This window comes from Curtobacterium sp. MCLR17_034 (genome assembly GCF_003234485.1).
GTDB lineage: Bacteria > Actinomycetota > Actinomycetes > Actinomycetales > Microbacteriaceae > Curtobacterium > Curtobacterium flaccumfaciens.
Window position 1 is genome coordinate 1 of sequence record NZ_QKTH01000018.1, and the last position, 24,329, is coordinate 24,329.

At 71.6% G+C, this 24,329-nt stretch carries 24 protein-coding genes; 10 read left to right on the forward strand and 14 right to left on the reverse strand.

Features of this window, described 5'->3' with window-relative positions:
* Positions 1-147: 147 nt before the first annotated feature.
* A complete protein-coding gene (locus DEI98_RS15265) occupies positions 148-1,401 on the reverse strand; it encodes a multidrug effflux MFS transporter (protein ID WP_111054800.1) in 1,254 nt (417 codons plus the stop codon).
* Between the two features lie 46 nt (positions 1,402-1,447).
* Between DEI98_RS15265 and DEI98_RS15270 the strand changes: the two genes are divergently transcribed.
* The gene (locus DEI98_RS15270; RefSeq protein WP_216852147.1) at positions 1,448-1,888 is read left to right on the forward strand and encodes a MarR family winged helix-turn-helix transcriptional regulator; all 441 of its coding nucleotides are present in this window, start codon (positions 1,448-1,450) and stop codon (positions 1,886-1,888) included.
* Here the strand turns inward: DEI98_RS15270 and soxR are convergent.
* From soxR to DEI98_RS15285, 3 genes are read right to left on the reverse strand one after another with little or no spacing between them, the layout of a single operon-like run.
* Positions 1,885-2,397 carry a redox-sensitive transcriptional activator SoxR gene (gene soxR, locus DEI98_RS15275; protein ID WP_111101205.1) on the reverse strand — a complete coding sequence of 171 codons (513 nt, stop codon included), beginning with the start codon at positions 2,395-2,397 and terminating at the stop codon, positions 1,885-1,887. The two genes, DEI98_RS15270 and soxR, sit on opposite strands and share 4 nt — an antisense overlap.
* Before the next feature lie 10 nt (positions 2,398-2,407).
* Complete coding sequence (locus DEI98_RS15280; RefSeq protein ID WP_258370887.1) at positions 2,408-3,451, reverse strand: YdcF family protein; 1,044 nt, start codon at positions 3,449-3,451, stop codon at positions 2,408-2,410.
* Positions 3,452-3,453: 2 nt separating this feature from the next.
* Positions 3,454-3,909 carry an iron chaperone gene (locus DEI98_RS15285; protein WP_220037086.1) on the reverse strand — a complete coding sequence of 152 codons (456 nt, stop codon included), beginning with the start codon at positions 3,907-3,909 and terminating at the stop codon, positions 3,454-3,456.
* A 90-nt stretch (positions 3,910-3,999) separates the two neighbouring features.
* Between DEI98_RS15285 and mgrA the strand changes: the two genes are divergently transcribed.
* Together mgrA and DEI98_RS15295 are read left to right on the forward strand one after the other, a co-directional pair.
* Positions 4,000-5,043 carry an L-glyceraldehyde 3-phosphate reductase gene (gene mgrA / locus DEI98_RS15290; RefSeq protein ID WP_071245810.1) on the forward strand — a complete coding sequence of 348 codons (1,044 nt, stop codon included), beginning with the start codon at positions 4,000-4,002 and terminating at the stop codon, positions 5,041-5,043.
* A 560-nt stretch (positions 5,044-5,603) separates the two neighbouring features.
* Positions 5,604-6,845 (forward strand): MFS transporter, encoded by a 1,242-nt coding sequence (locus DEI98_RS15295; protein ID WP_111101206.1) that lies wholly within the window; start codon positions 5,604-5,606, stop codon positions 6,843-6,845.
* 76 nt (positions 6,846-6,921) lie between these two features.
* On the opposite strand, the gene DEI98_RS15300 is transcribed toward DEI98_RS15295, so the two are convergent.
* The 8 genes from DEI98_RS15300 to DEI98_RS15335 form a co-directional block, all read right to left on the reverse strand.
* Positions 6,922-8,148 carry an ATP-binding protein gene (locus DEI98_RS15300; RefSeq protein WP_111101207.1) on the reverse strand — a complete coding sequence of 409 codons (1,227 nt, stop codon included), beginning with the start codon at positions 8,146-8,148 and terminating at the stop codon, positions 6,922-6,924.
* A gap of 68 nt (positions 8,149-8,216) precedes the next feature.
* Positions 8,217-8,573, reverse strand: coding sequence for a monovalent cation/H(+) antiporter subunit G (gene mnhG, locus DEI98_RS15305; protein ID WP_071245814.1), 357 nt, complete (start codon positions 8,571-8,573; stop codon positions 8,217-8,219).
* Positions 8,570-8,908 (reverse strand): hypothetical protein, encoded by a 339-nt coding sequence (locus tag DEI98_RS15310; protein WP_051597118.1) that lies wholly within the window; start codon positions 8,906-8,908, stop codon positions 8,570-8,572. Before DEI98_RS15310 ends, mnhG begins: the two co-directional genes overlap by 4 nt.
* Positions 8,905-9,486, reverse strand: a complete 582-nt coding sequence (locus DEI98_RS15315) for a Na+/H+ antiporter subunit E (RefSeq protein ID WP_111101208.1) — start codon at positions 9,484-9,486, stop codon at positions 8,905-8,907. Before DEI98_RS15315 ends, DEI98_RS15310 begins: the two co-directional genes overlap by 4 nt.
* Positions 9,483-11,174, reverse strand: a complete 1,692-nt coding sequence (locus tag DEI98_RS15320; RefSeq protein ID WP_017887554.1) for a Na+/H+ antiporter subunit D — start codon at positions 11,172-11,174, stop codon at positions 9,483-9,485. The genes DEI98_RS15315 and DEI98_RS15320 overlap by 4 nt, the downstream gene beginning before the upstream one ends.
* Complete coding sequence (locus DEI98_RS15325; RefSeq protein WP_110865552.1) at positions 11,171-11,581, reverse strand: Na(+)/H(+) antiporter subunit C; 411 nt, start codon at positions 11,579-11,581, stop codon at positions 11,171-11,173. The genes DEI98_RS15320 and DEI98_RS15325 overlap by 4 nt, the downstream gene beginning before the upstream one ends.
* Positions 11,578-14,490, reverse strand: a complete 2,913-nt coding sequence (locus DEI98_RS15330; protein ID WP_111101209.1) for a Na+/H+ antiporter subunit A — start codon at positions 14,488-14,490, stop codon at positions 11,578-11,580. The genes DEI98_RS15325 and DEI98_RS15330 overlap by 4 nt, the downstream gene beginning before the upstream one ends.
* A 101-nt stretch (positions 14,491-14,591) precedes the next feature.
* The gene (locus tag DEI98_RS15335; protein WP_111101210.1) at positions 14,592-15,344 is read right to left on the reverse strand and encodes an SDR family NAD(P)-dependent oxidoreductase; all 753 of its coding nucleotides are present in this window, start codon (positions 15,342-15,344) and stop codon (positions 14,592-14,594) included.
* 45 nt (positions 15,345-15,389) lie between these two features.
* On the opposite strand from DEI98_RS15335, the gene DEI98_RS15340 reads away from it, so the two are divergent.
* The 6 genes from DEI98_RS15340 to DEI98_RS19010 all read left to right on the forward strand — a co-directional run bounded on the left by DEI98_RS15340 (position 15,390) and on the right by DEI98_RS19010 (position 20,528).
* On the forward strand, positions 15,390-16,112 hold the full coding sequence (locus DEI98_RS15340; RefSeq protein ID WP_181438058.1) for an SDR family oxidoreductase: 723 nt from the start codon (positions 15,390-15,392) through the stop codon (positions 16,110-16,112).
* Positions 16,109-16,768 (forward strand): FadR/GntR family transcriptional regulator, encoded by a 660-nt coding sequence (locus DEI98_RS15345; RefSeq protein WP_111101212.1) that lies wholly within the window; start codon positions 16,109-16,111, stop codon positions 16,766-16,768. The genes DEI98_RS15340 and DEI98_RS15345 overlap by 4 nt, the downstream gene beginning before the upstream one ends.
* A 66-nt stretch (positions 16,769-16,834) precedes the next feature.
* Entirely contained in the window at positions 16,835-17,455 is a 621-nt protein-coding gene (locus DEI98_RS15350) for a DedA family protein (protein WP_071404822.1), read from the forward strand.
* A 40-nt stretch (positions 17,456-17,495) separates the two neighbouring features.
* Positions 17,496-18,362 (forward strand): SMP-30/gluconolactonase/LRE family protein, encoded by an 867-nt coding sequence (locus DEI98_RS15355; protein WP_375334819.1) that lies wholly within the window; start codon positions 17,496-17,498, stop codon positions 18,360-18,362.
* Between the two features lie 7 nt (positions 18,363-18,369).
* Positions 18,370-19,521, forward strand: coding sequence for a 23S rRNA (uracil(747)-C(5))-methyltransferase RlmC (gene rlmC / locus DEI98_RS15360; RefSeq protein ID WP_111101213.1), 1,152 nt, complete (start codon positions 18,370-18,372; stop codon positions 19,519-19,521).
* 302 nt (positions 19,522-19,823) lie between these two features.
* On the forward strand, positions 19,824-20,528 hold the full coding sequence (locus DEI98_RS19010; protein WP_111101214.1) for a transglycosylase family protein: 705 nt from the start codon (positions 19,824-19,826) through the stop codon (positions 20,526-20,528).
* Positions 20,529-20,602: 74 nt separating this feature from the next.
* Here DEI98_RS19010 and DEI98_RS15370 read toward each other — a convergent pair whose 3' ends face one another.
* Together DEI98_RS15370 and DEI98_RS15375 are read right to left on the reverse strand one after the other, a co-directional pair.
* Positions 20,603-21,643, reverse strand: a complete 1,041-nt coding sequence (locus DEI98_RS15370; RefSeq protein WP_111101215.1) for an LCP family protein — start codon at positions 21,641-21,643, stop codon at positions 20,603-20,605.
* A 75-nt stretch (positions 21,644-21,718) separates the two neighbouring features.
* Positions 21,719-22,126 carry a MarR family winged helix-turn-helix transcriptional regulator gene (locus tag DEI98_RS15375; protein ID WP_111101216.1) on the reverse strand — a complete coding sequence of 136 codons (408 nt, stop codon included), beginning with the start codon at positions 22,124-22,126 and terminating at the stop codon, positions 21,719-21,721.
* A 77-nt stretch (positions 22,127-22,203) separates the two neighbouring features.
* Between DEI98_RS15375 and DEI98_RS15380 the strand changes: the two genes are divergently transcribed.
* Positions 22,204-24,318: an efflux RND transporter permease subunit gene (locus DEI98_RS15380; protein WP_111101217.1), complete on the forward strand. Its 2,115-nt coding sequence runs from the start codon at positions 22,204-22,206 to the stop codon at positions 24,316-24,318.
* Positions 24,319-24,329 lie beyond the last annotated feature (11 nt).

Consider the following 24,329-nt stretch of genomic DNA (forward strand, 5'->3'; position numbering starts at 1 on the left):
GGGTGGGGGTGGTGTATGAGGGGCGGGGGCCGGGGGCGGGGGTCTGGTCGACGCGGAACGACACTGTCGATGTCGTACGACGTCGACAGTGTCGTTCCGGGTCAGCGGGCGGTGCCGTTCCGGGTCAGCGGCCGGTGTCCTTCCGGGTCAGCTGAGCGTGCTGGTCCGGCTGGTCCGGCCCCGCGCCGCGAGCAGCGCCACGACGGCCACCACGGCGGCGGCGAGCATCACGATCGCCAGCGGCGCCGCGGTGTCCGAGCCGCCGATGCTGACGAGCGGGGACACGAGCGCCGCGAGCCCGAACTGCAGGGCACCGAGCACGGCCGAGGCGCTGCCGGCGGCCGAGGGCACGGCACCGAGGGCGAGTGCCGTGGCGTTGCCGAGCACCAGGCCGAGCGAGCCCACCGCGGTGAACAGCGGCACGGCGAGCCAGATGACCGGCGCCCCGGACACGACGAGCAGCGCGAACGCCACGGTCGACGCGAGCACCAGCACGATGCCGAGCGACAGCACGCCCGTGACCGAACGGGTCGCGGTGAGCTTGGCGGACAGGATGCTGACGCCCATCAGCGCCAGGGCGTTCAGCCCGAAGGCCAGGCCGTAGCCGACCGTGCCGAAGCCGATCATGTCCTGGTACAGGAACGGCGACGCGGAGATGTAGGCCATCATCACGGCGAACGCGAAGCCGAACACCGCGGTGTAGCCGAGGAACGTGCGGGAGCGCAGGGCACGCAGGGCCGAGCCCGAGCCACGGCGTTCCTCGCGCAGGGCGTCGCGGTGTTCCTTCAGGTGGGTCTCGCGGATCACGGCGAGGACCGCGATGAGCATGACGACCGACAGGCCGAGCACGATCGAGAGCAGGCCGCGCCAGCCGATCGGACCGGTGAGCAGGCCGCCGAGCAGCGGTGCGACGACCGGGGCGACCCCGCCGACGATCATCATGAGGGAGAACGCGCGGGCGGCGGACTTGCCGGTCGCCAGGTCGGAGATGACCGCACGGCTGATCACCATGCCGGCCGCACCGCCGAGGCCCTGCAGCAGGCGGGCAGCGATGAGCACGCCGATGTTCGGCGCGAGCACCGCGGCGATGCTGGCGAGCACGCACACCGCGGCGCCGGCGATGAGCGGCGGCACGCGGCCGAACCGGTCGGACAGCGGGCCGAACACGAGCTGGCCCGCGGTCACGCCCACCAGGAACGCGGTCAGGGTGAGCTGGACGGCGGTGGCGCTCGCCCCGAGCTCGGTGGTCATCTGCGGGAACGCCGGCAGGTACAGGTCGGTGGCGAAGGGGGCGACGGCACTGAGCAGGCCGAGCACCAGGAGCAGCGCGGTCGTGATGCCCTGCTGCTTGGTCGTGGGTGTCGCGATCGTCGCGCGGATGGTTCCGGTGTCCGTGGTCATTGTTATGAAAGCATAACTCATCGCCCGAGATCGGTACAGTACGGTCATGCACTCCGCCGTGTCCGACCACGTCCTCGCCGAGTTCGCGGACGTCCTGCTCCGGATCGCGCGTGACATCGACCCGCACGGCTCGGAGACCCTCGACATCGTGCCGCTGACCGGCACCGAGGCGCTCGTGATGCGCTGGATCAACCGCAACCCCGGCACCTCGCCCAGTGCCACCGCCGAGGCGACCGCCCTGCAGCGCAGCAACCTCAGCGTCGCACTCCGGTCGCTCGTGGCGAAGGGCATGGTCGAGCGGCGCCAGGACCCGGCGGACGCCCGGACCGTGCAGCTGCACTCGACCGCCCTGGCCCAGGAGAGCGTGGACCGGCTCTACCGGCACTGGTCCGGCAAGCTCCGCACGGCCCTCGGTGGCGACGAGCGGGGTGCGGTCGAGGCGCTGGAGCTGCTGCAGCGGATCGACGACGGACTGCGCGCGGGCTAGGCGACGGCGTCCTCGGCGTCGGCGGCGGCATCGTCGGCCCCCTCGTCCTGGATCGGCAGCAGGCGACGCGCACCGTGCCCCTCGTCGCCCAGGGCATCACCGGGGTTCACGACCGAGCAGGCCCCGAGCGAGACGCACCCGCAGCCGATGCACTGCGTCATCTCCTGCTGCAGGCGTTCGAGCTCGAGCTGGCGGGCCCGCAGCCGTGCGCGCCACCGTTCGTTCAACCGGTTCCAGTCGCGCAGCGAGGGCATGCGGTCGGCGGGCAGGGCCTCGAACTGCTCGGCGACCTCGCTGAGCGGGATGCCGAGGCGTTTGGCCACCTGGATGATCGCGATCCGCCGTTCGACGTGCCGCGGGTACATCCGTGTGCCGCCGTCGGTGCGCTCCGGGTGGATCAGGCCCTTGCGCTCGTAGAAGTGCAGGGCCGAGGCTGCGACGCCGGTGCGGCGGACGATCTCGCCGATGGGCAGCAGGTCGGTCGGCCGCGGCGCCGGGATCTCGACCATGGTGGAGATCCTACTGCTGGAACGACTCCCACAGCAGGAACCCGGTGAACAGCACGAACGGCGTGCAGGCGACCACGTTGAGCCAGCGGTGCTCGACGATCACCGCGGCGAACTCCCGCAGGAACGCACTCGGGACGTAGTACGCCGCCGTGCGCGCGCCGACGACCTGAGCGGGCAGGTCGAGGCGGCGGGCCAAGGTCGCCGCCCGCAGCACGTGGTAGTTGTTCGTGACCACGACCATCTGGCCGTCCCGGCCGGCGGCCGTCTGCACGTCCCGCGAGAACCGCAGGTTCTCGCGGGTGTTCCGCGACGCGGTCTCCGCGACGACGTCGCCCGCGTCGGCACCGTGCGCCACCAGGTACTCGGCCATCGCGGTGCCCTCGGGGCGGGGTTCGTCGTCGCCCTGTCCGCCGGACGGCACGAGGAGCGGATGGCGTCCGGCGGCTCGTTCGGCCCGGTAGACGTCGAGCGCCCGGTCGAGCCGGCTTTGCAGCAGGGGCGGGACCTCGCCGTGCACCAGCCCGGAGCCGAGGACCACGATCGTGTCGGGGACGATGCCGTGCCGCGTCCGCCCGTAGACCACCGAGTACAGGGCGAACGCGACCAGCGACAGCGCGAAGTACCCGCAGACGAACACCATCAGCACGGCGATCGCGATCTTCGTGCCGTCCCACAGTGTGAAGCCCTCGCCGCTGCCCGAGACGAGCAGGGCGATGGCGACCGCAGGCAGCACGAACACCGCCACCCCTGCGGCGAGCGACAGCAGGTTGCCGACGCTGCGCCCCTCGGCCCGGAGCATCTGCAGACCGTTCGCGACCAGGGCGACCCCGAGCACCACGACGGCGAGCGGCACGAGCAGCAGCACCACGGCGACGAGCAGGCTGAACCCGGGGACCACCCTGGTCAGCACGGCCACGACCGTCGCGAGCCCGAACAGCACGGCCGCCGTCAGGAACACCCCGTTGCGGAGCATCCGCGGGTCCCGTCGCCGCCCCAGGACGTACAGCACCAGGAACAGCAGGGCGAAGACGGGAGCGGCGCCCAGCCCGAGCACCGTCAGCCGACCGCGCGACGGATCAGGTCGGCCACCCGTGCCTCGTCGGCCTCGGAGAACTCGGGGCTGATCGCCCACGACGTCGGCCAGAACGTGCCGTCGTCGAGCGCGGCCGAGTCCTGGAACCCGAGTGTCGCGTAGCGGGCCTTGAACTTGGCGGCGTCCTGGAAGAAGAACACCGCCTTGCCGTCCCGGGCGTAGGCGGGCATGCCGTACCAGAGCTTCGGCGCGAGCTCGGGCGCGACCTCGAGCGCGATGCGGTGGATGCGCTCCGCCAGCCCGCGGTCCGGCTGGGGCATCTCGGCTATCTTCGCCTCGACCGCAGCGGCGTCGGCCGCTGCCTTCTCGGCCCTGGTGCCCTTCGTGCCGCGGGCGCGCTTGACCTCCGCGGCGTGCTCCTGCATCGCCGCGCGCTCCTCGTCGGTGAAGGTGGTCTCGGTCTTCGTCGTCCGTGCCATCGTCGTCTCCTCGTGGTCTCGTGCACCCATCATGGGTCCGCGAAGCGAAGCATGCGAGGTCAGGGCCCGATCGAGTGCCAGGCTCGTCCCATGACCTACATCGCCAGTGACGACCGCTACGACTCGATGACGTACCGCCGGACCGGCCGCTCGGGCCTCGACCTGCCGCTGCTCTCCCTGGGGTACTGGCACAACTTCGGGGACGACATGCCCTTCGAGAACCAGCGCGCCATCAGCCGCCGGGCGTTCGACCTCGGGATCACCCACCACGACCTCGCGAACAACTACGGCCCGCCGTACGGTGCCGCCGAGGTGAACTTCGGCCGCCTGATGCGCGAGGACTTCCGGCCCTACCGCGACGAGATGGTCATCTCGACGAAGGCCGGCTGGGACATGTGGCCGGGGCCGTACGGGCAGGGCGGTGGTTCGCGCAAGTACGTGCTCGCCTCGCTCGACCAGTCGCTGCAGCGCACGGGCCTGGACTACGTCGACGTCTTCTACTCGCACCGTCTCGACGCTTCGACCCCGCTCGAGGAGACGATGGGCGCCCTGCACACCGCGGTCCAGCAGGGCAAGGCGCTGTACGTCGGGATCTCGTCGTACGACGCCGAGCGCAGCCGGCAGGCAGCCGAGATCCTCCGCGACCTCGGCACGCCGCTCCTGATCCACCAGCCCTCGTACTCGATGCTCAACCGCTGGATCGAGACCGAGGGGCTGCTCGACGCCGCGGGCGAGCTCGGCTTCGGCGTCATCGGCTTCACCGCGCTGGCGCAGGGGCTGCTGACCGGCAAGTACCTGAACGGTGTGCCCGAGGACTCCCGCGCGGCAGCGGGCAAGTCCCTCGACGCGTCGAGCATCACGCCCGAGGTCGTCGAGCACCTCCGCGCCCTGAACGACGTCGCGGCCGCCCGCGGACAGTCCCTCGCGCAGCTCGCCCTCGCCTGGGCGCTCCGTGACGAGCGGGTGACCTCACTCGTGATCGGCGCCTCGCGGGTGTCGCAGCTCGAGGACAACGTCGCCGCGCTGTCGAACACCTCGTTCACCGACGAGGAGCTCCGCGTCATCGACGAGCACTCGGTCGGCATCACCGACGTCGACCTGTGGGCGGGAGCCCGCGCGGGCGAGGTCTCCTGACCCGAGCACCACGCCGCAGCAGTCGCTCGGCTGGTCGCATCTCGTTGCTCGGCGGATCCCGCCGGCCGGTCACGACACGTCGCGGGTCGCCCGCCGACCGGTCACGAACTGTCGGACAGCGGCGCCGCAGGCGACGGTCTGCGACCGCACGGCGCACGGCCGACGGGGGGTCGTGACCGCTGCGGTGCCCTGGGCGCGCGGCGCGGCGGCCGGGAGGCGCGGGGCACGCCGCCACGCGCCTCCCGTCCGTCGTCCGGTCGCGTCGCGTCGCGTGGCCGGTCCGCGGGGGCCGGTCACAACACGTCGCGGGTCGCCCGCCGACCGGTCACGAACTGTGGACTGGCGGCGCCGCAGGCGACGGTCTGCGACCGCGCCGCGGCTGACCGCCGGGACGGCGCCCGGAGCGAACTCCTCCGGGGCGCGGCGGCCGGTTGGTACCATCGACAGCGTTCGACAACACGCAGTGTGTATCTACCGGCCGCCGGCATCCCGGCGGACAACGGCGGCACCCGATGGGTCCGCCGCCACCGAACCGGGCGGGCCGAGAAGGCACAACCCCGATGCTCCAGACCCGCTCAACCGACGCCCCGCCCGCTCCGGACCGCTCACTCGTCTCCCTCGCCGGCCGCTGGTACTTCCCCGTGGCGTTCATCGCCCGGCTCCCGTTCGCGATGATGGTGGTCGGCGTCCTGACCCTCGTCGTCGCCGCCCGTGACTCCGTCGCCCTCGGCGGCATCAACTCCGCCGCCGTCGGCATCGGCTCCGCGATCTTCGGCCCGATGGTCGGTGCCGCGGCGGACCGTTACGGCCAGCGGGCGGTGCTCGTCCCCGTCGGCCTGGTGAACGCGGCGCTGCTCGGGTTCTTCCCATTCGTCGTCAGCGGTACCGCGCCCGACCTCGCCGTCCTCGCGGTCGCGTTCTGCATCGGCGCCTCTGCCCCGCAGGTCGCCCCGATGTCCCGCACCCGGCTCGTCGCGATCATCCGGCAGCGGATGGCCCCGGCGCGGCGCGAGAAGACCCTCAGCGGCACCATGGCCTACGAGTCCGCCGCCGACGAGACCGTCTTCATCATCGGCCCGTTCCTGGTCGGCATCCTCGCCAGCGCGATCGCCCCGTGGGTGGCCGTCGCCGGCGCCTCGGTCCTGACGTTCGTGTTCGTCACGGCGTTCGCGCTGCACCCGACCGGCAAGCTCGTGGTCGGCCAGCACGCGGAGTCGACGCAGGCACCCGCGCGGCAGCTCCTGCGTCCGCGGCTCGTCGTCGTGGTCGTCGGCATCCTCGGCATCGGCCTGTTCTTCGGCTCGACGCTCACCTCGCTGACGGCCTTCATGGAGACCCACGGCGAGGCCTCGCAGGCCGGCCTCCTCTACGGCCTGATGGGCATCGGGTCCGCCGGACTCGCGCTCGGGTCCGCAGCGTTCCCGCGGTCGTTCGGCCTCGGCTGGCGCTGGCTCGTGTTCGGCGTCGTGCTCCTCGGCGGTGCGATCGCGTTCGCCAGCGCCGACTCGGTCGTCGCCGCGGGCGTCGTCCTCGCGGTCATGGGCATCGGGATCGGCCCGACCCTGGTCGCCCAGTACAGCCTCGGTTCGGAGCGCTCACCGGTCGGCCGGTCCGCGACCACGATGACGATCCTCGGGTCGGCCGTCATCGTCGGGCAGTCGATCGCCTCCGCGATCACCGGGGACGTCGCCGAGCACCACGGCACCGCCGCAGCGATGCTGCTGCCGGCGGTCTCCGCCGCGATCGTCGTGATCGCCGCGGTCCTCAACCTGCTGCTCCCGCGTCGGGGCGCGACCGCCTGACCGCGAACGTGAGCGTCTGACGGAGCGGAGGCCCGTGGCGACGCCGCCACGGGCCTCCGGTCCGTCAGGTCGGTGGTCAAGAACCGGTCCCGCGGCGTGGTCGCCGCCGCACCTCGGGGATGACGAGTTCCGGTACGGCCCGCAGCATGAACTGGTCGAAGTCCGGCACAGTGAAGGCGGCGAACCCGTGTTCCGGTGTGTACAGGAGGCCCATGTCGATGAGTTCCGCGCGCGTCGGCCCGAGTTGGGTGGATTCTCGGTGCAGCACTCTTGCGACGTCGGAGGCCTTGTGGGCGTCCGGCCCGAGCTCAGCCATCGCGCGGAGGTACGCGGTCTGCAGCCCCGTGGCCCGGTCGAGTCGCACACGGAAGAACGACCGATCGAGCTTCGTGAGGTAGCCCTCGCGGGCTGCATCGATGTCGTCGAGGGTGATGACGGGGCCGGCCGCGATCTCCCAGGCCTGGTACCCGAGCTCCTGGATGAAGTAGGGGTAGCCCTTGGTGATCTCCAGTGCAAGATGGACCGCGTCCGGATCGTAGGACGCGTGCTCGAGCTCCGCGGGGCGGATGAGCGCCTCTCGTGCGTCGTCGTCGCCGAGCGAATCGATCTCGGGGAACCGGAAGAGCCGCTCTGCGTAGGACTTCGCATCCCCTGCGAGTTCTGCGATCTGGGGGAGCCCGGCCCCGACGAAGGTGATCGGGAGTTTCCGCTGCACGGTCTTGTGCAGGGCTTGGATCAGCGCTTCGAGCTGCGCGGACCGCAGGAACTGCACCTCGTCGACGAGGATCGCGACCCCGCGTCCGTGCTCCTGTGCGGCTTCGCCCAGCGCGACGAGCACGTCGGTCAGGTCCAAGGCGAGATCGCCGTGGTCAGCGAGCCCTTCGGCTGGCTCGACGTCCCAGGTCATGGACCAGGTGCCGTCCGGGGCGACGGACATCCCGAACGCGGTGAGGACCTCGGCTGCTCGACGTGCACGGTCCGTCCACCGTTTCCGCGGAGAGATCTGGAGCAGGGCTGATCGGAGCAGTGAGGCGATCGTCTGCCGGAACTGGCCGTCGTCGTGTTTGCTTGCTTCCAGTTCCACGACCTCCCACTTCGCGGTCCGAGCAAGGTCGGCGAACTCGTTGAGGAGCACCGTCTTGCCGACCCCGCGGAGCCCGGTCATGATGAGCGACTGCTCGGTGCGTCCTCGGGAGAGACGTTGCAGGAGTACCTCGAAGGCCCGCGTGTGCTCGACGCGGCCGGCCACGATCTCCGGAGTAGCGCCGGCATTGGGCGTGTAGGGATTCCTGACGCTGTCCACGGCGAGAGCTTATCGATTTTACACCGCTTTAGTCATCGCACATAAAATGAGATAACGCTTGTAAACGATCAGGACTCGGTGTCGTCGACGAGCAGGTCCTCGTGCCGGTAGTCGTCGGCGCGCAGGCCGGCGCGGGCGATCATGTGCGTCGACACCGGCACCAGGAACAGCTGGAACACCATGATCGGCAGCACGACCCAGAACGCCGTCCACGTCCACACCGCGACGACGATGGCGGCCAGCGCGAGTGCGAGCCCGAGCACCTGCGGCTTCGCCATCGCGTGCAGGCGGACGAGCGGGTCCGGGAACCGGACGATGCCGACCCCGGCGCCGAGCGACAGCAGCGACCCGACGAGCAGCAGCCCGATGGCGATCCAGGCCCGGATGCCGGCGTCGTCGACGAACGACTCGATGATCTCGATCACGACTGGTCCTCCTCGGCGCGCTCGGGGGTGGTGACGGTCAGTCCCTCGTCGGACGGGTCGGCCGAGGGGGTGACGGCCCGGGCCACGGCGACCGTGGCGAAGACGCTCGTCGCCGAGATCACCACGAGCACGGGGATGCCGGTCAGGTCCTGGCGGATGACCATCGCGGCGGCGATCACCACGAGCACGGTGGTCAGCACCATGTCGGAGCCGATCATGCGGTCGAGGATGGTCGGACCGCGCACGATGCGGAACACCGCGAGGGCGAACGTCGCCCCGAGGAGCGCGAGCACGAGCGCGACTGCGATGCCCATCACGACGACGGCGGGGCTCATCGGGTCACCTCTGGCAGGGGCTCGGACAGCTCGGAGACGTCCTGCTTGGATCCGAGTGCGCGGATGACCATGGCCTCGATCCGGAGTGCGACGCGGCGTTCGTCGTCGACCTGCTCGAGGCGCTCGGTGTCGAGCACGTGGAGCAGCAGGCGACGGCGCCGCAGGTCCACGTCGGCGACGTACGAGCCGGGCACGAGCGAGATCGCGAGGGTGGCCAGGGTGAAGGTCATCTCTGACGTGGAGTGCAGCTGCACGAGCGTGATCGAGCTCCGCCGCACACCGCGGGGACGGAACGCGACCCAGGCGACCCGGAAGGACGCCACGACGACGAGCCCGGACCAGACCGCCAGGAACCGCAGCACGTGCACGATCGAGAACCGTGCGGACAGGGGGACCGGCGGGAGCGGCAGCGCCTGGGTGACGATGAGCGCCACGACGATGCCGCACAGCAGCGTCAGCGGGGTCCACGACCCCCAGAGCAGCGCCCACAGCACGGTGAGTCCCGCGACCAAGGGCACGTCGTAGCGCCACGCCAGCGCGATCCGCCTGGCGTTCGAGATGCGGCGGACGTCGGTCATCGCTCACCTCCGAGCACGGCCTGGACGTAGCGGTCGGGCGACTCCAGCGACTCCGCTGCGCGGGTCGCGTAGCCGTAGAGCGGGCCGGCGACGACCGTCAGGGCGACGGACCCGAGCACCGCGACGGTCGTCACGCCGACGAGCATGCGCGGCAGGCGCACCTTCTCGGGAGCCTCGCCGACCGCCTCGGTCGCGCCGGTGGTCGGACTGGAGGCGGTGGCCGCGTGCGGTGCGTCGGTGACCGTCACCGAGCCTCCCGGGTGGTACGCCTCACCCGTCTCCTCGGAGACGGTGAGCGGCGCCGGTTCCGGCGACCGCAGGTGGGCGTGCGGTTCGGCACTCGTCGCGTGCGGGGCGGCGGCCTCGGCCGCCGGCTTCGGCCGCCAGAAGGCGGCGTCCCAGACCCGCATGAGCGCGTACAGGGTGAGCAGCGAGGTGACGACGCCGGCCCCGATGGTGACGTACGCCATCGGGGAGCCGTCCTCGGCGGCGGCGCGGAACAGGCCGAGCTTGCCGATGAAGCCGGAGAACGGCGGGATCCCGCCCAGGTTGAACGCGGGGATCAGGTACAGGGCGGCCAGCAGCGGCGCGGCCTTCAGCAGTCCGCCGAGCGACCGGGTTGAGGTCGTCCCGCCGACGCGCTCCATCAGACCGGACACCAGGAACAGCGTGGTCTGCACGACGATGTGGTGCACCGTGTAGAACACCGCCGCCGCCGTCCCCGCGACGGTGCCGAGTCCGACGCCCATCACCATGAAGCCGATGTGGCTGATCAGCGTGAAGGACAGCAGCCGCTTCACGTCGGTCTGCGACACCGCGCCGAGCACCCCGACCACCATCGTCAGTGCGGCGACGACGAGCAGCACCTCGTTGAGTTGTGGTCGCGGGAAGATCACCGTCTCGAGCCGGATGATCGCGTAGATGCCGACCTTGGTCAGCAGGCCCGCGAAGACCGCGGTGACCGGCGCCGGGGCCGTCGGGTACGAGTCCGGCAGCCAGAACGCCAGCGGGAACACGGCCGCCTTGATGCCGAACCCGATCAGCAGCATCGTGTGCAGGAGCAGCTGGACGTGTTCCGGCAGGTCGGCGACGCGCTCGCTGATCTGGGCGATGTTCACCGTGCCGGTGGCGCCGTAGACCAGCCCGATGGCGGCGAGGAAGATCGCCGACGCGATCAGGCTCGTGACGATGTACGTCGTGCCGGCCCGGACGCGCTGTTCGCTGCCGCCCAGCGTGATGAGCACGTAGCTCGCCACCAGCAGCATCTCGAACGCGACGTACAGGTTGAACAGGTCACCGGCGATGAACGAGTCGAGCACACCGGCCGCGAGCACCAGGTACGTCGGGTAGAAGATCGTGACCGGGGCGTCCTCGTCGTCGGCGGCCAGGCCCTGTCCGATCGAGAAGAGCAGGACGAGCAGCAGGACGCTCGCACTGACGGTGAGCAGCAGTGCGCTGAGCCGGTCGACGACGAGCGAGATGCCGTAGGGGGCGTCCCAGCCGCCGACCTGCACCACGATCGTGCCGTGCCGGTCGACCAGGACCATGAGCGTGGCGGCGACGGCCAGGGCCACGACGAGCACCACGACGGTGATCGCGCGCTGGAGCTTCTGGTGGCGGAGGAGTCCGAGCGCGACCGCGGCACCGAGCAGCGGGACGAGGACGAGGAGCGGGACGAGCCAGGTCATCGGGTCGCCTCCTGTTCTGCGTCGGTGGTGGTCTCCGGGTCCTCGTCGGCCGCCTCGTCGCGGTCGCGGCCGATGGCGGCGTCGGCTTCGTCGACCTCGACCTCGTCGGCGCGGGACAGCTGCCACGACCGGTGGATCAGGGCCAGCAGGAACGCGCTGACGGCGAAGGTGATCACGATCGCGGTCAGGGCGAACGCCTGGGGGAGCGGGTCGGTGATGCCCTCGGCGCTCTTGCCGATCGGCGGGTCGCCCGCGGCCCCGGACATCACCAGCAACAGCAGGTTGAGCGAGTTGCCGAGCAGCAGGAAGCCGAGGAGCATCCGGGTCAGGGAACGTTCGAGCAGCAGGTAGACGCCGCACGAGAACAGCACCGCCATGGCGATCACGAGGACGAGGGTGACGGTCACGTGGCGCTCCCTTCCGGGGTGGGGGCATCGAGGGTGTCGCTGACGGACCCCTCGGTGGTGTCGCGGGTCGGGGTCGAGGCGTCCTCGAGGCGCTGCCGGTCGACCTCGGCACCGAGACTGCGGAGGACGTCGAGCACCAGGCCGACGACGACCAGGTAGACGCCGATGTCGAAGAACGTGGCGGTGACGAACTCAACGTGCCCGAGGATCGGGACGGTGGCCTCGAAGAACTCGGAGTACAGGGCTTCACGGCCGAAGAACAGCGGCACGATCGCCGTGATGGCTGCCGTCGCGACACCGAGCCCGAGCAGTCGACCAGCACGCACCGGGGCCGCGGCGCCCAGTTCGGCCGGGCCGCCGGCCAGGTAGCGGGCCGCGAGCGCGATGCCGGCGACCAGGCCACCGGCGAACCCGCCACCGGCCGAGTTGTGCCCGGCGAACAGCAGGTAGAGCGACAGCACGATGAGGCCGTGGAACAGCAGGCGGACGACCACGTCGAGCAGGGCGGAGCGGCCGGTCGGGATCGCGGCGCTCGTCGGCAGCCAGGCGCGGGGCTCGCCGTCGGTGCGCTCGCCGTTCGCGGTCAGGGTCTCCGGCAGGTCCCGCAGCCGGGGCAGGGTGTCCTCGCGTGAGTTCACGAAGATCAGGCTCGCGACGCCGGTGGCCGCGGCGACCACGACCGTGAGCTCACCGAGGGTGTCCCAGCCGCGCAGGTCGACGAGGGCGACGTTCACGACGTTCAGACCGTGCCCGAACGAGCTCGTCAGCGCGGGCAGGTCGGGCCACAGGGGGCGTGCCGTTCGGGCCGAGGCAGCAACGACGACGACGATCGCCAGCGTCAGCCCCGCCAGCCCGGCGAAGAGCGCCCGCACGACCCGGAACCGCGACGGGTTGGTCGTGGCGATGCGCGGGGGCAGCCGTCGGAGCACCAGGACGAAGGCGATCAGGGTGACCGTCTCGACCACGAGCTGCGTCAGGGCGAGGTCGACGGCGCCGTGCAGGACGAACAGCACCGAGAGGCCGTAGCCGGTGACGCCGACCAGGACCGCGGCGGCGAACCGGGTCTTCGCCGTGAGCACCGCGATGCCCGCGATCGACATCACGATCATCACCGGGATCTGGCCCCACGAGTCGGCGAACCGGACGTGGAACTCCCACGGCCCGCCGAGCACCAGGTTGGCGAGCGCCCCGGCGACGAAGACCGACAGGATCACCGTCAGGTAGTAGGGGAGCGAGCCGCGCTGCAGGCTCGCGGTGAGTCCGGTCGCTCCGCGGTCGAGCAGTCGCATGCCGTGGCGGTACGTGCCCGCAGCGCTCGGGAACCCCGCGAGCCGGTGCTGGAGCGCTTCGACCGGACGACGCAGGGCGAACAGCGCGAGGCCGCCGACCAGGGTGATCGCGGACAGGCCGAGCGCGGGTTCGAGGCCGTGCCAGAGCGCGAGGTGCGGGACCTCCTGTCCGCCGAGTGCGGCGGTCGTGGCAGCGGGCTCGATGCCGTGCGCGACCAACGGGGTGAGCAGGCCGAGTGCGAGCCCGGCCAGCGCGAGCACCGAGGGCACGACGGCGAGGCCGTGCAGGGCGTGCGGCTCCGTGGTCGCGACGCCGGGCTTGCGGGCGAAGGCGCCCCACAGGAACCGCAGCGAGTACGCCACGGTGAGCACCGATCCGACGGTCACGCCGATCAGGGCGAACCAGGCCCAGCCGGCGTCGGGGCCGTGCAGGGACTCGGTGAACCCGGTCAGCACGGCTTCCTTCGCGACGAACCCGATCGTCGGCGGGATCCCGGCCATCGACAGCAGCGCGAGCACCGCGACGACCGCCAGCCACGGGCGGGCACGGCCGAGCCCGCTGAGCCGACCGAGGTCACGCGTGCCGGTGACGTGGTCGATCGCGCCGACGACCAGGAAGAGCGTCGACTTGAAGGCGGCGTGTGCGACGAGCAGCGTGACCCCGCCCAGCGCGACCGCGGGGGCACCCCAGCCGGCGGCGAGCACGAGGAACCCGAGCTGGGCCACGGTGCCGTAGGCGAGCAGGAGCTTGAGGTCGGTCTGCCGCAGTGCCCGGTACCCGCCGACGAGCATCCCGGCGACGCCGAGCAGCGTGATCGTCTCGCGCCAGCCGTCGAGCAGCGCGAACGCGGGGGCGAGCCGGGCCACCAGGTAGATGCCGGCCTTCACCATCGCCGCGGCGTGCAGGTACGCGCTGACCGGTGTGGGTGCGGCCATGGCGGCGGGGAGCCAGAAGTGGAAGGGCACGATCGCCGACTTCGTGAGCGCCCCGAGCAGCACGAGGACCACCGACACCGAGACGACCGTGCCGCTCGGGGGATCGGCGACGATCGCGGACAGCGAGGTCGTGCCCGCCGTGACCGAGAGCATCACGAGGCCCGCGAGCATCGCCAGACCACCCGCGGTGGTGACCACGAGCGCCTGCATGGCGGCGGCGCGACTCGCACGCTTCGCGGCGTCGTGCCCGATGAGCAGGTAGGAGAAGACCGTCGTGGCCTCCCACAGGACGAACAGCACGATGACGTCGTCGGCGATCACGAGCCCGTACATCGAGCCGGCGAAGGCGGTCAGGACCCCGGCGAACCGACCGAGCCCGGGTTCGTCCCGCGCGAAGTACGAGGCGCAGTAGACCAGCACCAACGCGCCGACGATCGACACCACCAGTGCGAGCACCCACGACAGGGCGTCCATCCGCAGCGTGACGTCGAGGTCGAGCTGGGGGACCCACTGGTGCCGTTCGACGACGCTGCCGTGCAGGGCGGCGTCGGTCTGGGCGATCGTCAGCACCGCCGCCGCGGCGGGGGCGAGGGCCGCGACGTAGAACACGCGGCGGCCGAGGACGGGGGTCAGGGCGGGGACGATCAGGGCGACGATCGCGAACGCGACGAGGACGAGGACCATCGGGCACCTCCTCGGGGTCGGGCTGCAGTCCGGCTCACTGGGCTTTCACAGCCTACGGAGGAGGCCATGTGGAGAACCTGTGCGGCCGGACAGCAGTCCGCTCAGGTCCGGCCGTGTGCGCGAGCGGGGATCTGCGTCGCGAGCTTGCCCCCGGAGACGTCGAGCAGGGTGCCGGTGATGTAGCCCGAGGCGTCGCTCGCCACGAAGACGAGCAGGTCGGCGACGTCGTCCGGCGTCTCCCACCGGCGGAGCGACAGCGTGTCGAGCAGGCGGTCCTGGGCTTCGGTCGGCATCGTCGCGAAGCCGTTCATCGCCGTCGGCACCATGCCCGGTGCGTAGGCGTTCACGGTGATCCCCCACGGGCCGAGTTCCGACGCCAGGACCCGGGTGAACGAGACGACGGCGGCCTTCGACGCCGCGTAGGCCGCGCTCCCGACGCTGGGCACGATCGCCGCGAACGAGGCGGCGTTGATGATCCGACCGTGCCCGGCCGCCTGCATCACCGGAGCCACGGCCTGGCTCATCAGGAACGTGCCGCCGAGGTTGACGTCCATGCAGCGGCGCCAGGCGTCCCACTCCAGTTCGGCGACCGTGCCCGTGACGTTGATGCCGGCGTTGTTCACCAGCACGTCGATCGTGCCGTGCCGCCGGACGACCTCGTCCACGGCGTCGCGCACCGACCGCGGGTCGGCGACGTTGCACACGACGTGGTCGAGCGGGAAGTCCGGCTCGAAGGTCAGGTCGAGCGCGACGACGCGACACCCCTCGCTGACGAAGCGGTCGGCCAGTGTGCGGCCGATCCCGCGCGCTGCGCCGGTCACGACCACCACGCGGTCGGTCAGGTCGAGGTGCATCGTTGCTCCCGTCGTCGGTGCCTTGAATAGGCATACTATTCGAGCATGACGGATCAGCGTGTGCTCTGGGTCACGGGTGGGGGCAGCGGCATGGGGGCCGCGAGCGCCGAGGCAGCGGCGCGGGACGGTTGGACCGTGGTCCTCAGCGGGCGCCGTGCCGACCGGCTCGAGCAGGTCGCACGCACCATCCGCGGCGCCGGGGGAACCGCGGACGTCCTGCCCCTCGACGCGAACGACCCCGACGCCGTCGCAGCCGCGCGGGACACCGTGCTCGACCGGCACGGGCGGCTCGACGGGCTCGTGCTGGCGGCCGGGCTCAACGCCCCGAGGCGCCGGTGGGACGACCAGTCGCTGACCGACTTCCGCGCGATCGTGGACACGAACCTCACCGCCGTCGTCTCGCTGGTGGACGCCGCGCTGCCGGCACTCCGCGCGACCGGCGGCGTGGTCGTCGTCGTGTCGTCGTACGCCGGGTGGTCCTTCCAGCCGGGGGCGGGTGTCGCGTACTCGGCGAGCAAGTCCGCGCTGGCCTCGGTCGTCCGGACGCTCAATCAGCAGGAGGCCGAGCACGGCGTGCGTGCCACCCACCTGTGCCCGGGTGACGTCGCGACGGACTTCCTCGACCAACGGCCCGAGGTCCCCGACGCGGCCGCCCGGCAGCGCATGCTCCAACCGGAGGACATCGGGCGGACGGTCGCCTTCGTGCTCGGATCGCCGGCACACGTGCGCATCGACGAGCTCGTGCTGTCGCCGGTCTCGCAGCGGTGACGAGCACCTTCGAACGGGTCCTCGACCAGGTCGGTGCCGCCGTCGTCTCCGGCGCGGTCGCCGTGGGCAGCCGCCGGAGCGTCGACGACCTGGTGACCTGGACGGGCGCCAGTCGCAGCATCGTCCGCGAGGCCGTCCGCGTCCTCGTCGCGCTCGGCCTGCTCAGCGCACGTCGCCGGGTCGGCGTGACCGTCCTCGACGTGCGGGAGTGGGACGTCCTGGACCCGCGCGTGGTGCGGTGGCGCCTGCGGGGCCCCGACGGCGGGCGCGTGGCGGCCGAGCTCCGCGAGCTGCGCGCGGCGGTCGAACCCGCCGCCGCTGCCGCTGCCGCCCGGCGGGCAGCGCTCGACGAGTACGCGGACCGACGGGAGGCCCTCCGCACCACCGCGGACGAGCTCGCGGCCGCCGCGACCCGCGACGACCGCCTCGACTTCGTGGCCGCGGACGTGCGGTTCCACGCGCTCGTGCTCGACCTGTCCGGCAACGCCCTGTACCGACGACTGCACCAGGTGGTCGGCCAGGTGCTGCGCGAACGCGGGGGCATCCGCCCGGACCGGCGCGACGTCGGCCTCCACCTCGCACTCGCCGACGCCGTCCTCGACGGCCGCCCGGACGACGCGGCCGCGACGATGCGGGCGATCGTCGACCGCACGTGAGCGGAGCGCCCCGGACCTGCGAGGATGGACCCCGGTGTGCCCCTCGGCGCCCGTGGAGGGTGAGTCGTGGACGCAGCACAGGACCTGGTCGTCCAGCTCGTCGGTACCCCGTGGGCGTTCTTCGTGGTCGGCCTCGTGCTCGCCGTGGGCAGCGTCGCGGTCTTCCTGCCCAGCCAGGCACTCGTCGTCGCGATCGGCACGCTCCTGGTGGGCGGTGACGGCGGTCTCCTGCCGGTCCTCTTCCTCGTCGTCGCGGCGTCGATCGGGATGGTCCTCGGCGACCTCGGGCTCTACCACCTGGCGCGGTCGGTCGACCTCGGCTCGAGGTCGTGGTTCGCGCGTCCGAAGGTCCGCGCGGCCCGGGACGCCATCGACGGCCGCTACCGTGCCGCCCCCGGACGCATCGCGGTACTCGGACGCTTCATCCCGATGGGCCGGTTGACGACGAACCTGGTCGGCGCGGACAGTGGGCTCGACCTCCGGCGGTTCCTCCTCAGCTGTGTGCTCGCCGACGTCGTGTGGGCCGCGTACTGCGTCGGCATCGCCTCGGCCACCGGGCGCTGGAGCCGCGAGCAGCCCTTCCTCGTCACGACCCTCGCGGTCGTGGCGTCGATCCTGCTCGGCCTCGCGATCTCCGCGATCGAGAAGGCCGTCCGACGACGGAGCGAGGCTGCGGCCGCGGCCTGACGAACGTAGGCTGGGCAGCCCGTTCGAAGGAGAACCCGTGCTGCTCGACGACCTCGTACCGGACCCTGACGCGCTCGAGCGCATCGCCACCGGGAGCACCTGGGCCGAGGGGCCCTGCTGGGTCCCGTCGACGCGCACGCTGCGGTGGTCCGACATCCCCGGCGACCGGATCCTGCAGTGGCACGCCGACTCGGGGGAGACCTCGGTGTACGCGGACGGTGTCGAGTTCACCAACGGCCGCACGCTCGACCGGGACGGCAGCGTCGTGCAGTGCTCGCACGGGCTGCGTCGGGTCGAGCGTGACCGCGACGGCGTCGTCACGCCGATCGTCGACGTGTGGGACGGGGGCCGGTTCAACTCCCCGAACGACGTGGTGGTCGCGCGGGACGGCGGCGTCTGGTTCACCGACCCCGCCTACGGCATCACGCAGCCGCGTGAGGGACACCCGGGCGTGCGTGAGTACGGCGACCACTGGGTGTTCCGGTGCGGCCCGGCGGGTGAGGACCTGCGGCCCGTGGCGACCGACCTGGACGAGCCGAACGGCCTGGCGTTCGACCCGGACGAGCGGGTGCTGTACATCGCGAGCTCATCCGGTGACGAGCCGGTCATCCGCGCCTACGACCGTCGTGGCGACCTGCTGAAGAACGGTCGGGTGTTCGCGCGGCTCGAGCCCGGAGAGGGCGCGCCGGACGGCATCCGGGTCGACGTGCACGGCAACGTCTGGTCGTCCTCGCACCGCGGCGTCGTCGTGTTCGACCCGACGGGTGCCCGGATCGGTGCGGTCGCCGTGCCGGAGGTCACGTCGAACCTGTGCTTCGGCGGCGACGACGGCACGACGCTCTTCCTGACCGCGACGACGTCGGTGTACCGGATCGCCACGACGACGCGGGACGCTGCCGTATCCTGACTCGGCCATGCAGTGCGACTACTTCGACCGCGGGGTGTGCCGGTCGTGCACGCTCATGGGCCAGCCCTACACCGACCAGGTCCTCGACAAGGAACTCCGCACGCGTGAACTCCTGCACGCCGCGGTCGAGGCCGCCGGGGGCCCCGGAGCGGTCTCCTGGTCGCCCGCGATCACGAGCCCGGAGTCGGGGTACCGGAACAAGGCGAAGATGGTCGTGGGCGGGACCGTCCAGCACCCCACCGTCGGCATCCTCGACCACCGGCAGCGCGGGGTGGACCTGCGGCACTGCGGGATCTGCACGCCCGGCATCCGGCACGCGTTGCCCGTGCTGGCCGAGTTCGTCTCGACCGCCGGGCTGATCCCGTACGACGTCGCCGCGCGCCGGGGTGAGCTCAAGTACGTCCTGGTCACCGAGTCGCCCGACGGCGAGTTGATGATCCGGTTCGTGCTGCGTTCCGAGGGGCAGCTCCCGCGGCTCCGCCAGCACCTCGACGCCCTGCGTGCCGCACTGCCGAACGCGGTCGTGGTGACCGCCAACCTGCTGCCCGAGCACAAGGCCGTCACCGAGGGCGACCGCGAGATCGTGCTGACCGCGCAGGAGACCCTGCCGATGCGGCTCGGCGGGATCACGATGCACCTGCGGCCGCAGAGCTTCTTCCAGACGAACACCGGCGTCGCGACCGAGCTGTACGCGCAGGCGACGGCCTGGATCGACGAGCTCGACCCGGCGTCGATGTGGGACCTGTACTGCGGCGTCGGCGGGTTCGCGCTGCACGCTGCCCGTCCCGGCCGCGTGGTGACCGGCATCGAGACGAGCGCCGAGGCGATCCGCTCCGCCAAGCAGTCCGCTCGTGAGGCCGGCCTCGAGGGCCTCCGGTTCGCCGCCGACGACGCGACCGAGCACGCCCTCCGGGCCCGTCCGGACGCGGTGCCCGAGCTCGTCGTCGTGAACCCTCCGCGTCGCGGGATCGGGGAGCGGTTGTCGACCTGGCTCGAGGATTCGGACGTCCAGCACGTCGTCTACTCGAGCTGCAACCCGGTGACCCTGGCGAAGGACCTGGCGCGCATGCCGTCGTTCCGGCTGCGTCGGGCCAGGGTGCTCGACATGTTCCCGCAGACCGGTCACCTCGAGGCCGTGACCCTGCTCACGCGGGCCTGATCCCGACCACCGATCGGCATTGCCAGGGAATTGCCAAGGACACGTACCCGGGTACGCCTCGATCACCATGGCCATGGGCATCGAGCCGTTCAGGTTCTGGGGCGGGGTACATAGCATGCACAGGTAGAACCGTTTGTCTCGGTTTGATAACGGTCAAGAGTTTCCTATGGTTGCCGACCGAGGTGCCGCCGGCCCGATGACCACTGCCCCCGGTGGCGCACCCCCACAACTGACCGCGATCGGTCGGGGTGGGCAGTGGATCCCGCAACAGATGCGGCTCGTGACCCCGGTGGAGCAATCACATGAAGAAGCTTTCCCGTACCCGCACCATCGTCGGTGGCCTGGCGTTCGCCGGCATCGCCGCGACCGGTGTCGGCCTCGCGGCAGCCCCCGCGAACGCAGCGTCCGGTTCGACCTGGGACGCCCTCGCGCAGTGCGAGTCCGGCGGCAACTGGGCCATCAACACCGGCAACGGCTACTACGGCGGCCTGCAGTTCAACCTCGGTACCTGGCAGGCGAACGGTGGCGCGGGCAACCCCGCCTCCGCCAGCCGCGAAGCCCAGATCGCCGTCGCCGAGCGTGTCCTCGCCTCGCAGGGCTGGGGTGCGTGGCCCGCCTGCTCCGCCCAGCTCGGGCTGAGCGGCACCAGCGGTGCAGCGCCCGCCGCGGCGGCTCCGGCCCCCGCACCGGCTCCGGCTCCCGCACAGCAGGCCGCCCCGCAGCCCGCTGCACCGGCACCGGCTCCCGCCGAGCAGGCCGCCCCGCAGCCGGCCTCGCCGAGCGCGACCGAGTCCACGCCCGCCCCGGCAGCGACGACGCCGAGCAAGCCGGCCCCGGTCAAGACGAGCGGCAAGACGTACACGATCGCCTCGGGTGACACCCTCGACACGATCGCGACGAAGCTCGGGATCGACGGCGGCTGGAAGCAGCTCTGGGCCGCGAACACGTCGACCATCGACGACGCGAACCTGATCTACGCCGGCCAGGAGCTCCAGCTCCCCGCCTGATCTCTCCGCAGACCGAACACGACGACGCCCCACGACCTCGAGTCGTGGGGCGTCGTCGTGCGTGCGGTGCCGGGCTACTGCGGGTTGTCGCTGAGCCAGCCGGCGACGTCGTCGGACCGGAGCGCCTGGGACAGGGACCCGACCTCGAGCTGGTTCAGCGTCACGATCGACTGTCCGTCCGGTGACGTCCCGGAGCCCGCCGTCGGCACCGTGAAGGTCACCAGGTCGTCGGCCCGGACCGCGCGGAGCGACCACCCGAGTTCCGCCATCCGAGCGAACGTGAATCCCGCGTCGACCGACAGGTGCTCACTGGTCGCGGCGACGAAGTCCTGGATGCGCCCGGGGTTGGTGACCGTGCCGCGGGACAGCAGTCCCTCCACGACGCCGCGCATGAACGCCTGCTGGTTGCGGACCCGGGTGTGGTCGGCGTCGGCGAAGGCGTGACGCTCCCGCACGAAGGCGAGTGCGTCGGCGCCGTCGAGGCGGTTCGTCCCCGCCACGAAGTCGTGGTGGGCGGTCGAGAAGGCCTGCGGGGAGGACACGGTCACGCCGCCGAGGGCATCGGTCATGTCCTCGAACCCGGTGAAGTCGATCTCGGCGACGTGGTCGACCCGGACGTCCAGGAGATGCTCGACGGTCTGCACGGTCAGGGGTACCCCGCCCCAGGCGTACGCGGCGTTCATCTTGGCGCGCCCGTGCCCGGGGACCTCGACCCAGGAGTCCCGCATGATCGACATCAGGTAGACGTGCTGACGATCGGCGGGCACGTGCGCCAGCATCAGGGTGTCCGAACGCCCGCCGGACGTCGAAGGGCCACCATCGGGGGTGCCCTGCGCCCGGGAGTCGGAACCGATGAGCAGGACGTTCTCGCCGGTTGTCGGAGTCGGTCGGGTGCCGCTCGGGAACGGGTTCGTGATGGTCTCGCGCCCGGCGTCGAAGCTCCGAGCGAGACCGCCGACGAACGCACTCGCGACGACGGCGACGACCAGGGCGACGCCGACGAGCGAGCCGAGCGTCGTGATCAGCGCGACGAGGAACGGCCGCCGCCGCCGTCTGCTGCTGGCGGCGTGGTGAGCGTGTGCAACGGCCGCGCGGGCGGCTCGGCGTTCGGACATGCGGGGCTCCTGTGGTCAGATCGGCACGCACCGACCACAGGATCTTATCGCATGTGGTATTTCATGAACAGTGTTTCACTCGGACTGCGGCTTGCCGAGCAGTTCGCCCAGTGCCGATCGGAGCGCCGGGTCCTCCGGCAGGACCTCGCGCTCGATGTGCCGCGCGGTCTCCCAGGCGGACCGGCCGGCGTACGTCACGCTCACCACGCGGCGCCGGCGATCGGCAGGGTGCGGGGTGCGCTCGACCAGGCCGTCCCGCTCCATCCGCTCGAGCGTGCGGGACATCGTCTGCGGCTGGACCCGTGCGGTGCGGGCGATGGTGTCCGCGCCGGTCGGACCGGTCCGGATGAGGATGTCGATCGCGACGACCGCGGCGTGCGAGAGCCCGATGGCGCGGAGTCGTTCGTCCCAGTCCCGCTCGACGGACCGTGCAGCCGCGGACAGCAGGCGCCCGAGGGGCCACTGCTCGCTCGTGTCCTGCATGCCGTGATTCTATGGTCGTCAGCAGCGCTCGACGGTCAAGTAATCAGCATGCTGACGATCGGTGTACGCTCACCGACGTGTCCCGCTTCCTCCGCATCGTCCTCCCCGCGCTCGTCATCGTGGTCTGGCTCGGCATCGCCTCGGTCGGCGGTCCCTTCTTCGGCAAGATCTCCGAGGTCTCGACCAACGACCAGACCTCGTTCCTGCCCGCCTCGGCCGACGCCACGAAGGTGCAGGAGCGGTCCTCCGAGTTCCGCGACGAGTCCGGAGCGCCCGCGATCATCGTCCTCGAGCGCGACGGCGGCCTGACGTCGACCGACCTCGCCGACGCGAAGGCACTCACCACGACGCTGTCCGACCGCGCCGACGTCGATGCCGTCAGCCCGGTGATCCCGAGCGAGGACGGCGACGCGGTCGAGATCGTCGCCACGCTCACGCAGGACGCCGAGACCGGGGACGCGGTCGAGGCCATCCGGGCCGACGTCGACGACGCACTGCCGTCCGGGGTGAGCGGCTACGTCACCGGCCCGGCCGGGTTCACCGCGGACCTGACCGAGGCCTTCGCCGGCATCGACGGGCTGCTGCTCGGGGTGGCGCTCGCCGCGGTGTTCGTGATCCTGATCATCGTCTACCGATCACCCCTGCTGCCCGTGCTCGTGCTCGGGACCGCCACCTTCGCCCTGTGCGCCTCGATCCTCGTGGTCTGGTGGCTCGCCAAGGCCGACATCGTGACGGTCAACGGGCAGGTCCAGGGCATCCTGTCGATCCTGGTGATCGGCGCGGCGACGGACTACGCGCTCCTGTACACCTCGCGCTTCCGGGAGGCGCTGCGCGACCACCGCACCGGCTGGGACGCGACGAAGGCCGCCCTGCGGGGGAGCCTCGAGCCGATCCTGGCCTCGGGCGGCACCGTGATCGTCGGGGTGCTCTGCCTGCTGCTCTCCGACCTCAACTCGAACAAGGCGCTCGGCCCCGTCGCGGCCATCGGCATCGCGTTCAGCCTGCTCGCCGCCCTGACACTCCTGCCCGCGCTGCTGCTCGCGTTCCGCCGCGCGGCGTTCTGGCCGCTGCGTCCCGCGTTCGGCAGCGCCCACCCCGTGCTCACCGGTCCTGACGCCCGCGGCATCTGGGCGCGCGTCGGCCGGCTCGTCGCCCGTCGGTCCCGGGTGGTGTGGATCGTCTGCACGGTCGGCCTGCTCGCGATGGGTGCCGGCCTGTTCGGACTCAAGGCGGACGGGGTGCCGCAGAGCGACCTGATCATCGGGTCGTCGCAGGCCCGTGACGGCCAGGACGTGCTGGCCGACCACTTCCCGGGCGGCTCGGGCAGCCCCTCGCAGGTCATCGGCGCGGAGCGCGACCTCGACCAGCTCGTCGACGCGATCACCGCGGTGGACGGGGTCGACGGTGTCGTCGCCGCAGCGAAGGACAATCCCGCCGGGACCGTCCCGGTGACCGGGGACGCCGCCGGCAGCGGCACGCCGACCGTCTCCCGCGGTGACGTCCTGCTCGAGGCGACGCTGTCCGACGCCGCCGACTCGGACGCCGCCGAGCAGACCGTCCGCGACCTCCGCACCGCCGTCGAACGGGTCGACCCGGGAGCGATCGTCGGTGGCGTCACCGCGACGGCGGTCGACACGAACGACACCGGCATCCGTGACCGCACGCTGATCATCCCCGTGGTGCTCGTCGTGATCCTGCTGATCCTGATGCTCCTGCTCCGCAGCATCGTCGCGCCGCTCGTGCTGATCGGCAGCGTGATCGTGTCCTTCGCGGCGGCCCTCGGTGTCGGAGCGCTCGTCTTCGACCACGTGTTCCACTTCCCGGGCGCGGACCCGAGCGTGCCGCTGTACTCGTTCGTGTTCCTGGTGGCACTCGGCGTCGACTACAACATCTTCCTCATGACACGAGTGCGTGAGGAGGCGCTGCGGCACGGTCCACGCGAGGGTGTCCTGCGCGGACTCGGCGTGACCGGCGGGGTGATCACGTCGGCGGGCGTCGTGCTCGCCGCCACGTTCGCCGCCCTCGGCGTGATCCCGATCCTGTTCCTCGTGCAGATCGCGTTCGTCGTCGCGTTCGGTGTCCTGCTCGACACGATCGTGGTCCGTTCGCTGCTCGTGCCGGCGTTGGCCTACGACCTCGGGCACCGCGCCTGGTGGCCGTCGCGCCTCTCGCGCACGAACCCTGACATGTGACACGCTGGACC